9 protein-coding genes are annotated in these 11904 nt (G+C 73.1%); 4 read left to right on the top strand and 5 right to left on the bottom strand.

The window, feature by feature from the left end; translation table 11 throughout:
* Positions 1-150 precede the first annotated feature (150 nt).
* The 5 genes from ACFYTE_RS39085 to ACFYTE_RS39105 are packed head-to-tail and all read right to left on the bottom strand — an operon-like array spanning position 151 to position 5791.
* A complete protein-coding gene (locus tag ACFYTE_RS39085; RefSeq protein ID WP_388721411.1) occupies positions 151-1461 on the bottom strand; it encodes a DUF58 domain-containing protein in 1311 nt (436 codons plus the stop codon).
* Positions 1461-2450 carry an AAA family ATPase gene (locus ACFYTE_RS39090; RefSeq protein ID WP_388721414.1) on the bottom strand — a complete coding sequence of 330 codons (990 nt, stop codon included), beginning with the start codon at positions 2448-2450 and terminating at the stop codon, positions 1461-1463. The genes ACFYTE_RS39085 and ACFYTE_RS39090 overlap by 1 nt, the downstream gene beginning before the upstream one ends.
* Positions 2450-3646, bottom strand: a complete 1197-nt coding sequence (locus ACFYTE_RS39095) for a DUF4350 domain-containing protein (protein ID WP_388721417.1) — start codon at positions 3644-3646, stop codon at positions 2450-2452. Before ACFYTE_RS39095 ends, ACFYTE_RS39090 begins: the two co-directional genes overlap by 1 nt.
* Positions 3643-4425 (bottom strand): DUF4129 domain-containing protein, encoded by a 783-nt coding sequence (locus ACFYTE_RS39100; protein WP_388721420.1) that lies wholly within the window; start codon positions 4423-4425, stop codon positions 3643-3645. Before ACFYTE_RS39100 ends, ACFYTE_RS39095 begins: the two co-directional genes overlap by 4 nt.
* 4 nt (positions 4426-4429) lie before the next feature.
* Positions 4430-5791, bottom strand: a complete 1362-nt coding sequence (locus ACFYTE_RS39105) for a hypothetical protein (RefSeq protein WP_388721423.1) — start codon at positions 5789-5791, stop codon at positions 4430-4432.
* 140 nt (positions 5792-5931) lie between these two features.
* Between ACFYTE_RS39105 and mtnA the strand changes: the two genes are divergently transcribed.
* From mtnA to ACFYTE_RS39125, 4 genes are all read left to right on the top strand, one after another.
* Positions 5932-7077 carry an S-methyl-5-thioribose-1-phosphate isomerase gene (mtnA, locus tag ACFYTE_RS39110; protein WP_388721425.1) on the top strand — a complete coding sequence of 382 codons (1146 nt, stop codon included), beginning with the start codon at positions 5932-5934 and terminating at the stop codon, positions 7075-7077.
* Positions 7078-7208: 131 nt separating this feature from the next.
* Positions 7209-7898 carry a two-component system response regulator MtrA gene (mtrA, locus tag ACFYTE_RS39115; protein WP_191870552.1) on the top strand — a complete coding sequence of 230 codons (690 nt, stop codon included), beginning with the start codon at positions 7209-7211 and terminating at the stop codon, positions 7896-7898.
* Between the two features lies 1 nt (position 7899).
* A complete protein-coding gene (gene mtrB, locus ACFYTE_RS39120) occupies positions 7900-9966 on the top strand; it encodes an MtrAB system histidine kinase MtrB (protein ID WP_388721429.1) in 2067 nt (688 codons plus the stop codon).
* A complete protein-coding gene (locus ACFYTE_RS39125) occupies positions 9956-11788 on the top strand; it encodes an LpqB family beta-propeller domain-containing protein (RefSeq protein ID WP_388721433.1) in 1833 nt (610 codons plus the stop codon). Before mtrB ends, ACFYTE_RS39125 begins: the two co-directional genes overlap by 11 nt.
* Positions 11789-11904: the final 116 nt, after the last annotated feature.

Genomic DNA, 11904 nt, shown 5'->3' on the forward strand with positions numbered 1-11904 from the left:
ATGGTACTGCAGGGGGGACCCTGTGGGAGAGTAGGACACCGCCGAACTAATCGTGGGGAAACCCCGCATTCTTTGAATGCGGGGTTTTCTGCGTTCGGGGCCCGACCCGTTCGGGCCCCTTCTCCCTGTCGGATTCCTTTTCAGATTTTTTCAGAGCCGTCCCGCCGCCTTCAGGGCGAGATAGGCGTCCGCCAGTGCCGGAGCAAGGTCGTCCGGTGTCGCGTCGACGACCGTCACTCCGTGGTGGCGGAGCTGCTCCGCCGTGCGGTGCCTTTCGGTCTGTGCCTGGGCCGCAGCGGCAGCCTCGTAGACCGCATCGGCGTTTCCACGAGCGGTCGCCATGTGGGCGATATGGGGATCGGCCACCGATGCCACCAGGACCGAGTGGCGCTGGGTGAGCTGCGCGAGTACGGGAAGCAGGCCCTCCTCGACCGGCGCCGCGCCGAGGGTGGTGAGAAGGACGATCAGGGAGCGGCGCGGGGCCGTACGGAGCACGGTGGCGGTGAGGCCACGGGCATCGGTCTCCACGAGTTCGGGCTCAAGCGTGGCCATCGCGCTGACCAGGGACGGCAGCACATCGCGTGCCGTACGGCCCTGGACCAGGGCGCGCGGCCGACGATCGTAGGCGAGGAGGTCCACCCGGTCGCCTGCGCGGGAGGCGAGCGCCGCGAGGAGCAGGGCCGCGTCCATGGAGGCGTCCAGGCGTGGGGCGTCTCCGACGCGGCCCGCCGAAGTGCGGCCGGTGTCCAGGACCAGCAGGATGTGGCGGTCGCGTTCCGGACGCCAGGTGCGTACGGCCACCGCGGTCTGGCGCGCTGTGGCCCGCCAGTCGATGGAGCGGGTGTCGTCGCCGGGGACGTAGTCCCGCAGGCTGTCGAACTCCGTGCCCTGGCCTCTGATCAGCACGCTGGTGCGGCCGTCCAGCTCGCGCAGCCGTGCGAGCTTCGACGGGAGGTGCTTGCGGCTGGCGAACGGTGGCAGGACCCGTACCGTCCAGGGAACCCGGTGGGCGCCTTGGCGGGAGAACAGGCCGAGGGGGCCGTAGGAGCGGATCGTCACACGGTCGGCATGGCGGTCGCCGCGGCGTGTGGGGCGCAGCCGGGTCGTGATGCGCCGGCGCTCGCCCGGGGGCACGGTGAAGCGGTGGCGGGATGCCTCGATCTCCGTGCCGGGCTGCCAACTGCTCGGCGGCCAGGCGTCCCGCAGGCGGGCCCGGAGCGGGCGGCGCGAGGGGTTGGTGACGGTCAGGGTCACGTCGGCGGTTTCACCCAGACGCGCGGACGTGTCGCCGGAACGGGTAAGGACCAGGCGTCGTACGGGCGCCGCGAGGGTGAAGTCGCAGGCGCAGGCCACGGCCAGCGGGCCGTTGACCGCGAGGATGCCCGTCCAGCCGGGATCCCAGATGCCGACGGGGACGGAGCCGAGAGCCGCCAGCAGGGCGGCGCGTCCGGTGAGCGGCATCAGCGGGGAACCGGGACGTGGGCGAGGATCGCGTTGATGACGGAGTCGGCCGTCACGCCCTCCATCTCGGCTTCGGGGCGCAGCTGCACGCGGTGCCGGAGGGTCGGCAGGGCCAGGGCTTTCACGTCGTCCGGGATGACGTAGTCGCGGCCGCTCAGCCAGGCCCAGGCACGGGCGGTGGCGAGCAGGGCGGTGGCGCCGCGTGGGGACACGCCCAGGGCGAGGGACGGCGACTCCCGGGTGGCGCGGCAGATGTCCACGACGTAGGCGGTGATCTCGGGGGAGACGGTCGTCTTGGCGACCGCGGCGCGCGCGGCTTCCAGGTCGGCAGGACCCGCGACGGGGCGCACGCCGGCGGCGCGCAGGTCGCGCGGGTTGAAGCCGGCGGCGTGCCGGGTGAGGACGTCGATCTCGTCCTGCCGGGCGGGCAGCGGGATCGTCAGCTTGAGCAGGAAGCGGTCGAGCTGCGCTTCGGGGAGCGGGTAGGTGCCCTCGTACTCGACCGGGTTCTGCGTCGCGGCGACCAGGAACGGTTCGGGCAGCGGCCGGGGAGTGCCGTCGACGGTGACCTGGCGTTCCTCCATGGCCTCCAGCAGGGAGGACTGGGTCTTCGGCGGGGTGCGGTTGATCTCGTCGGCGAGCAGGAGGTTGGTGAAGACCGGGCCGGGCTGGAAGGAGAACTCGGCGGTGCGGGTGTCGTAGACGAGGGAGCCGGTGATGTCGCTCGGCATGAGGTCGGGGGTGAACTGGACGCGTTTGGTCTCCAGTTCCAGGGCGGATGCGAGGGCGCGCACCAGCAGCGTCTTGGCGACGCCGGGGACGCCTTCGAGCAGGACGTGTCCGCGGCACAGCAGGGCGACGACGAGGCCGGTCACGGCGGGGTCCTGGCCGACCACGGCTTTGGCGATCTCGGCACGCAGGGCCTCAAGGGAGGCGCGGGCGCTGCCCGGATCCCCGGCGGTCCCGGCGTTGTCAGTGGTCGGGTCCATCATGGACGGCGTACCTCTCTTTCGAGGGCGTCGAGTCGGTCGGTGAGCGTGACGAGGGCTGCGTCGTCGGCGGGCGGAGGTCCGAAGAGGAGGAGATGCAGGGCTTGTCCGTCGCCGTGGAGATGGGCGGACAGGGCGGGCAGCAGGGCTTCGGGTGCGTGCGCCTGGGCGACGGGGACGCCTACGAGGGGGGCGAGGCGGGTGCGGGTGGTGGAGCGAAGAGCGGTGGCGGCGCGGTCTCGGGCGTCGGCCTTGCGGTAGAGGCGGGCGCGGCCTTCGACGGTCTCGGAGGCGCGGATCGCGACGGGGAGTCTTTCGGGCACGAGGGGGCCGAGTCGGCGTGCCCGCCAGAAGGCGGCGAGGAGCGCGGCGATGAACAGTTGCAGCGTGCCCCAGAGCCAGCCGGAGGGGAGCAGATCGAGGAAGTCCTTCTGGTCACCGGTGCCGGTGGCCGAGGTGTCGGCGAGCGAGGGGAGGTACCAGACCAGATGGGGGCGGGAGCCGAGGAGTTGAAGCGCGAGCGAGGCGTTGCCCTGCTCGTCGAGGCGGTCGTTGTAGAGGATGTCGGGCGCGCCCAGGACGACGGTGTCGCCGTTCCCGGAGGCGTCGGGGACGCGTACCAGCGTGGCCAGGCGCTCGCTGGGGTAGCAGGAGTCGGCGTCGAGGTGGGTGGTGGTGTAGCGGATGCCGCCGGTGTCGGCCGCGCCCGCGCGTGTGGCGGCGGGCAGGGCGCACTCGGGGGAGAGCGTCGACCCGAAGCTGGTGGCGGGGTCCGCGGTCACGCCGGGCACGAGCCGTTCGACGGACGAGCTGCCGGCGGCGATGAGGAGGGTGCGTCCGCCGGACTGGGCGGTCGCGGAGTGCAGGGCGCGCTGCTGGCCGGGCGTGAGCAGGTCGGGTACGGCGACCAGCAGGGTGGTGTCCGGGCCGGCCGCGGTGCGGGCCTCGTCCAGGGTGGTGACCACGCGGGTGGACACGCCGCGGTCGGCGAGCAGTTCGGCGACCGCGCGGCTTCCGTAGGGGTCGACGGAGCGGGGGTCGAGGGCGCCGTGCCGGGCGTCGGAGCGGATGACGGCGATCGCGACGGCTCCGGCGAGGAGCAGCAGGAACGCGAGTGCGATGCCTCGCGCGCGGGTCCACACCTGGCGGGCGGTGGGCGAGGCCGAGGTGGAGGGAAGGGTGGCCCCGGTGGTCATTCGGCGGCCCCCTGGCGGCTGTGGTGGGCCGTGCTGTGGCTGCTGGCGGCGAGGGCCGGTTTGCTGCGCACCAGGTCGCGGTCGAGTTCGGCGAGCCGATCGTACGCCTGCCGGTCCGCTCGGCGGCCGCCGTACGTCACGTCGTCGAACTCGCGGGCGGCGGCGTGCAGCCGGTCGGTGTGGGCGGGCAGGGCGCGGCCGGCTTCGGCGGCCGCCTCGTCGGCGGTGCGGCCGGGGCGGACGTCGAGCAGGGCCCGTTCTTCGAGGGCGCGGACGATGGCCCGCATGCGTTCCTGGACGGCCTGGTTCCAGTGGCCCTGGGCCGCGTGCGCTTCGGCGGCGGCGCGGTGTTCTGCGGCGCTGCGCGGGCGGTCGTCGAAGAGGGCGGGGGCGGCGGCCGGGCGGCGCCGCGGGGTGCCCAGGCGCCACCACAGGGCGGCCAGTACGGCGATGACGGCCAGGACGACGACGATCAGGCCGAGCGTCCCCCCAGGGGTCGCCGAGGCGGCGGTGTCGAGGACTCTGCCGAGCCAGTCCCAGATGGCGTTCATGGCCCGTTGGAGCAGGCTGGGGTCGTTCTCGTGGTACATCCGCTTGGCCAGTTCGCGCCGGGCGGCCTCCCGCGCGGGATCACCTCCGACGGTCACCGGCGGCTCGTCGCCCGAGCCGGCCAGTGACAGTACGGCCGTGTCGGCCGCCCGGAGCAGGCCCCGGACGGCCGAGCCGGCCGCGCCCGGCAGGACCGGCGCCGTGCTGAGAAGGTCCCCCGCCGGGATCAACGCGTCAGCTCCCCGGGGTGGCGCCGGGCGCGGGCACGCCGTAGCCCTGGACACCGGCTGCGCGGGCCAGTTCGAGGTCGAGGGCCTCACGGCGGATGCGCTGGTCGATGTAGAGGAGCACGCTGACCCCCGCGTTGATCGGGAAGGTGATCGTGGAGCCGATCACCGAGCCGATGCCGCTGATGATGAGGAACGTCCAGCCGACGTCGCCGGTCCCTTCGAGGAAGCCGGAGAAGCCGTCGCCGCTGAGCGCTGCGGCGATCAGGGCGAAGGGGATGACGATGATCGACGCGACGATGTTCGCGATGATCGCGGCGAGCAGTTGGATGCCGAAGATGCGCCACCAGGAGCCGCGGACGAGCTTGGCGGAGCGGCCCATCGACTTCAGGATGCTCTGCCGTTCCAGCATCAGCGCCGGGGAGGCCAGCGAGTAGCGGACCATGAGCCACACCACGACGACGGCCGCCCCGAGCAGGCCGAGGACGAGGAGCGCGGCGGTGGCACCGCCCCCCGCGCCGGCGGCGGCCACGATTATGCCGGGCAGCGCTCCGCAGAGCAGGATGCCGGCGGCGATGAGCGGCAGCAGGAAGACCAGGCCGAACAGCCTCGGGACCTGCGGGCGGGCGTCGCGCCAGGCCTCGCCGGTGGTCACGGCCCGGCCGAGCACGGCCCGGCTGGTCACGGTCGTCAGCAGGGCGGTGGCGATGATCGTGCCGATGGAGGAGATCAGCAGGACGGCGACCGAGCCGAGCATCGCTTCGCCCATGGCGCGGGAGAGCTCGCCGAGGGTGGCGCTCGGGTCGTTGAGGGCGTCGGTGCTCGCGGTGTCGTTGAGGACGAGGCCCTGGAAGAGGATGACGACGATCTCTGTGATGACCGCGATGGTCAGCGAGATGCCCAGGACGGTGCGCCAGTAGGTGCGCATGGTGGAGACGGCGCCGTCGAGGATTTCGCCGACACCGAGTGGGCGCAGGGGGATCACGCCGGGCTTGGCCGCGGGCGGGGGGCCGCCCCAGCCGGCGCCCCAGGCTCCGTAGCCGCCGGGTCCCCCGTAGCCGCCGCCCCCGTATCCGCCCTGGCCACCGGGGCCGCCGTAGCCACCCTGGCCGCCGCCCCAGCCGGGGCCGGGCGGTGGGGGCGGCGGGGCCTGGCCCGGGGCCGGGGCGCCCGTGGGCGCGGACCACTGGCCGGGTGGCGGCTGCTCCTTGGACCACTGCGCACCGGGATCCTGTGGCTCTGCGCCCGGCTGGTCGACGGGCTGTGCGGGCCCCGGCCGGTCGGCGGGGTCGGCAGGGCCGGACGCGCCGGGTTCCTGCCCGTTGGACGGGGCGGATCCGGGCGAGGCCCAGCCCGGAGTGTCGTTCATCGAAGCTCCTTCTCGGTGCCCGTCCGCGGGTGCGGCGGCAGGTTGGCAGCCATCGTGCCATGGGGCGGTGACCACGGGACCGGCCGCGGTGGGGGCTGCACACCTTCAATTGTCCGTGCGGTACGGGGCAGACTGACCGCATGGCTGATCAGGACGCGCACACCGGCGAGCGCAGGCACGCGACCGAGATACCGGCGATCCGCTGGGAGGAGCCGCCCGAAGGCCCCGTACTGGTCCTTCTCGACCAGACCAGACTGCCGGCCGAGGAGGTCGAGTTCGTGTGCACGGACGCGTCGGCCCTGGTCGGCGCGATCCGGTCGCTCGCCGTGCGCGGGGCTCCGCTGCTCGGCATCGCGGGGGCGTACGGCGTCGCGCTCGCCGCCGCGCGGGGCTTCGACGTGGACGAGGCCGCGGACGCGCTCCAGGGTGCCCGGCCCACCGCGGTGAACCTGTCCGTCGGGGTGCGCAGGGCGCGGGCCGCTCACCGGGCCGCGCTCGCCGCGGGCGCGGACCCGCAGCGGGCGGCGGCCGCCGCGTTGGCCGCCGCGCGGGCCCTGCACCGGGAGGACGCCGAGGCCAGCGCCCGGATGGCCGGGCACGGGCTGGCGCTGCTGGACGAGCTGCTGCCCGGCGGCGGGCATCGGATCCTCACGCACTGCAACACCGGGTCGCTGGTGTCGGGCGGGGAGGGCACCGCGTTCGCCGTGGCGCTCGTCGCGCACCGGGAGGGGCGGCTGCGACGGTTGTGGGTCGATGAGACGCGTCCGCTGTTGCAGGGGGCGCGGCTGACGGCGTACGAGGCGGCGCGCAGCGGCATGGCGTACACCTTGCTCACCGACAACGCGGCCGGTTCGCTGTTCGCGGCGGGCGAGGTGGACGCGGTGCTGATCGGGGCGGACCGCATCGCGGCCGACGGGTCGGTGGCGAACAAGGTGGGCAGTTATCCGCTGGCGGTGCTCGCGCGGTACCACCATGTGCCGTTCATCGTGGTGGCGCCGGTGACGACGGTGGACCCTGACACGCCCGGCGGGGCGTCCATTGAGGTCGAGCAGCGTCCCGGGTACGAGGTGACGGAGATCACAGCGCCGCAGGTGCCGGTCGGGGGACCGGGGGGTGGGGTGCCGGTGGCGCCGCTGGGGGCGCAGGCGTACAACCCGGCGTTCGATGTGACGCCGCCGGAGCTGGTGACGGCGATCGTCACCGAGGCGGGCGTCGCCTCGCCCGTGACGGCGGCCTCGCTCGCGGAACTGCTCTCCGGCCAGGTCGTGCAGCGGCTGGAGACATGAGGTAAGGGGGTGTGCTCACCCGTCGGCCGTCGGCGCCCGTGACGAGGGCAGACAGTGACGGGCTGGTACGACTATCGTCACTGGCCGGTGACCTTGTTCACCTGCGCCGCCTTCGCCGTTATGAGAATGGGATGATGTCGTTTATGAAGGGACGTGTCCTTGTCGTCGACGACGACACCGCACTGGCCGAGATGCTCGGCATCGTGCTGCGTGGTGAAGGTTTTGAGCCGTCTTTCGTGGCCGACGGAGACAAGGCGCTCGCCGCTTTCCGTGAGACCAAGCCCGACCTGGTGCTGCTCGATCTGATGCTGCCCGGCCGGGACGGCATCGAGGTGTGCCGGCTGATCCGGGCGGAGTCCGGGGTGCCGATCGTGATGCTCACCGCGAAGAGCGACACCGTCGACGTGGTGGTGGGGCTGGAGTCGGGCGCCGACGACTACATCGTCAAGCCGTTCAAGCCGAAGGAGCTGGTGGCCCGGATCCGGGCGCGGCTGCGCAGGTCGGAGGAGCCGGCGCCGGAGCAGCTCACCATAGGCGACCTCGTCATCGACGTGGCCGGGCACTCCGTGAAACGGGACGGGCAGTCGATCGCGCTGACGCCGCTGGAGTTCGATCTGCTGGTCGCGCTGGCCCGCAAGCCGTGGCAGGTGTTCACCCGCGAGGTCCTGCTGGAGCAGGTGTGGGGCTACCGGCACGCGGCGGACACGCGGCTGGTGAACGTGCATGTGCAGCGGCTGCGGTCCAAGGTCGAGAAGGATCCGGAGCGGCCGGAGATCGTGGTGACCGTCCGAGGTGTCGGTTACAAGGCCGGACCGAGCTGACATGTCCGGGGGCGGTGCCGCTTCGGCTCCCGGCCGGCCCGGGGACCGTCCGGGGCGGCCTGTCGGCCGCAAGACGGCCGGGTCGCGCTGGGGACGCCTCCTTGAGGGCGGGCTGTTGCAGGGCGGGGTGCAGGGCAGCCCGGTGCTGCGGCTGTTCATGCGCTGGGTGCGACGGCCGCTGCTGCCGGTCATGCGGCTGTGGCGGCGCAACATCCAGCTCAAGGTCGTCGTCACGACGCTGCTGATGTCGCTGGGTGTGGTCCTGCTGCTCGGCTTCGTCGTCATCGGGCAGGTGCGCAACGGCCTTCTGGACGCGAAGGTGAAGGCGTCACAGAGCCAGGCCACCGGCGGGTTCGCGGTGGCCAAGCAGAAGTCCGACGAGGCCGCCAGCAGTACCGGTGACGAGGCCTCGGCGGTGGACAGCCGGCAGTCGCAGAACGTCATCCAGTGGATGAGCGACCTCGTCGAGTCGCTGTCCAGCGGCGGTCAGGGCGCCTTCGACGTGGTGACGCTCCCGGCGGGCGACGAGAGCGGCGGCGGACGCAGCCCGCGCGGCTCCGGGTACGTCGACCCGTCCGCCAGCGTGCCCGTGGACCTGCGCACGCGGGTCCACACCAGTACGACCGCGGCCCAGAGCTACACCCGCATCGTCTACAGCAACGGCAAGGCCTCCCAGCCCGCGCTCGTCATCGGCAAGCAGGTCAACGACCCGAACGGGGACCCGTACGAGCTGTACTACCTCTTCCCGCTCTCGCAGGAGGAGAAGTCGCTCAGCCTGGTCAAGGGCACGCTCGCGACCGCCGGGCTCTTCGTCGTCGTACTCCTCGGGGCGATCGCGTGGCTGGTGGTGCGGCAGGTCGTGACGCCCGTGCGGATGGCGGCCGGGATCGCGGAGCGGCTGTCGGCCGGGCGCCTTCAGGAGCGGATGAAGGTCACCGGCGAGGACGACATCGCGCGCCTCGGCGAAGCCTTCAACAAGATGGCGCAGAACCTGCAACTGAAGATCCAGCAGCTGGAGGACCTGTCGCGGATGCAGCGGCGGTTCGTCTCCGACGTGTCGCACGAGCTGCGCACCCCGCTGACGACCGTGCGCATGGCCGCCGACGTGATCCACGAGGCGCGCGAGGACTTCGACCCGGTGACCTCCCGGTCGGCGGAACTGCTCGCCGACCAGCTGGACCGCTTCGAGTCGCTGCTCGCCGATCTGCTGGAGATCAGCCGATTCGACGCGGGCGCGGCGGCGCTGGAGGCCGAGGCGATAGACCTGCGCGAGGTCGTGCGGCGGGTCGTCAGCGGGGCCGAGCCGCTCGCCGAGCGCAAGGGCAGCCGGATACGCGTCGTCGGCGACCAGCAGCCCGTCGTCGCGGAGGCCGACGCCCGCCGCGTGGAGCGGGTGCTGCGCAATCTCGTCGTCAACGCCGTGGAGCACGGTGAGGGCAAGGACGTCGTCGTCAAGCTGGCAGCGGCCGGCGGTGCGGTCGCGGTCGCGGTGCGTGACTACGGCGTCGGGCTCAAGCCCGGCGAGGCGACCCGGGTCTTCAGCCGCTTCTGGCGCGCCGATCCGGCACGCGCGCGTACCACCGGCGGCACGGGCCTGGGCCTGTCCATCGCCCTGGAGGACGCGCGGCTGCACGGCGGCTGGCTGCAGGCGTGGGGCGAGCCGGGCGGCGGTTCGCAGTTCCGGCTGACGCTACCGCGGACCGCCGACGAGCCGCTGCGGGGCTCGCCCATACCGCTGGAGCCGAAGGACTCGCGGCACAACGCGATACAGCGCGAGGCCGGCCCGCCGCGCGACGACGACAAGCGGGCCACGGTGCCGGCCCAGACCACGGGCGGCCAGGTGCCGCCGCTGCCCCCGCACGCCCCGCTCCCGCAGCGGCTGGCCGCGGTGGCACCGACCGCCGATCCGACCGCGCTGCCCGGCAACGGTGCACGCGTCGTGTCCCGGCCCGGCGCAAGCCTCCGGCACAGGGACGAGGCGCCGGCCACGGACGCGGAGCCGGACACGAGCCGCACGACGGCCGCGGATGATTCAAACACCGCAGGGGAGGCATTTCGTGGGCGCTGACCGCGAAGGGGGCGGCCGGCGTCGGCCGGGGCGCGCGACGGCGTACGCCGCCTGTGGTGCCGTACTGCTGGCGGGGTGCGCCTCGATGCCGGACAGCGGTGACCTGCGGGACGTCGAGTCGACGCCCCGGCAGGACACTCAGGTGCGCGTGTTCGCCATGCCGCCGCAGGAGAACGCCGCGCCGGGGGAGATCGTGCAGGGCTTCCTGGAGGCGCTGACCAGCGACGACCCGGGATACGACACGGCCCGCAAGTATCTGACCCCCGCCGTCGCGCGCAAGTGGCGGCCCGAGCGGTCCACCACGGTGCTCGCCGACGCGCCGAGCACCATCGTCGACCACGGCTCCGGCGGGCGGGAGGACCCGAGCAGCCTCACCTACACGCTGGCCGGGAGCAGGTTCGCCACCGTCGACGCGCAACAGGCGTACGCGCCGGCCGAAGGGGCGTACGCCAAGCGGCTGCACCTGACGCGGGACGCCAAGAGCGGGCAGTGGCGCATCGACGCGCTGCCGCAGGGCGTCGTGATGGGCAAGTCCGACTTCCAGCGGAACTACACCTCGGTCAACAAGTACTACTTCGCCTCGAACACCTCGGTCGGGGCCGGCGGGCAGCCGGTGGCCGTCGCCGACCCGGTCTACCTGCGCAAGCGGGTGGACCCGATGACGCAGGTGGTGCGCTCGCTGCTGAACGGGCCCACGACGTGGCTCGGGCCCGTGGTCAGGTCGAGCTTCCCGACCGGTACGGCGCTGCAGAAGGGTGCCGGCGCGCTGACGCCCGACGACCAGAACCGGCTGACGGTGCCGTTGAACGACAGGGCCGCCCAGGCCGGGGCTGCCGAGTGCCGGGAGATGGCGACACAACTGCTGTTCACGCTGCAGAACCTGACGCCCACCGTGGACACGGTCGAGTTGCAGGGGCCGGACGAGCGGACGCTGTGCGACCTCGCCGAGGAGCGGGCCGAGTCCGTCGCCTGGCACGGCGCGGTGGAGGGACCCGACTACCTGTACTTCCTCGACGACAAGCACCGGCTGGTCCGGATCGCGGGCACCAGCACCAGCACCGCCGCCGTGCCGGTGCCGGGTCCGCTCGGCGACGGCAGCAAAGAGTTCGCGTCCGTCGCGGTCTCGCGGGACGAGCGCACCGCGGCCGGGGTCGGCAGCGACCGGAAGTCGCTGTATGTGGCCTCGCTGACGTCGGACGGTTCGCTCGGCGAACCCCTGGTGACCAGCAGCGGCGCCGGCGAGGCCGACCGGCTGGCCACGCCGAGCTGGGACGCCCGCGGTGACCTGTGGGTGGTCGACCGCAATCCCCACGACCCGCGGCTGCTTCTGCTGGAGCAGGGCTCGGGGAAGCCGCTGTCGGTGCGGACCCCTGGGCTGTCCGGTCACATCAAGGACGTCCGGGTGGCCGCCGACGGGGTGCGGATGGCGCTCGTCGTCGAGGAGGGCGGCAAGCAGTCACTGCTGGTCGGGCGGATCGACCGGGACAACGGGTCCGGGCAGGGGCCCGCGGTCCTCGAACTGCGCTCCGCGGCACCGGGCTTGGAAGAGGTCACCGCCATGTCGTGGGCCGGGGACAGCAGGCTCGTCGTGGTCGGGCGCGAGCAGGGGGGCGTACAGCAGATGCGGTACGTCCAGATCGACGGGTCCGCGCCGGAGGGCCAGGCGCCCGCGGCCCTGACCGGGGTGAAGGCGATCACCGCGGCCGAGGACGACCGGGTGCCGCTGGTGGCGTACTCGGAGGACGGGATCGTGCGGCTGCCGTCCGGCGCGCAGTGGCAGAAGGTGGTCAAGGACGGATCGGCGCCGATCTATCCGGGGTGAGGGCCGTCCGGGGTGGGGTCTGTCCGGGGTGCTGTGTGCGGCGGCCGGCTCGGCTTGCTGTCTCCGCACCGTCCGACCTCACCATCCGTCCTCGCTCTCTTCCCGACGGACACTCG

Origin of the sequence: Streptomyces sp. NPDC004629 (assembly GCF_042873595.1) — a bacterium.
Classification (GTDB): domain Bacteria; phylum Actinomycetota; class Actinomycetes; order Streptomycetales; family Streptomycetaceae; genus Streptomyces.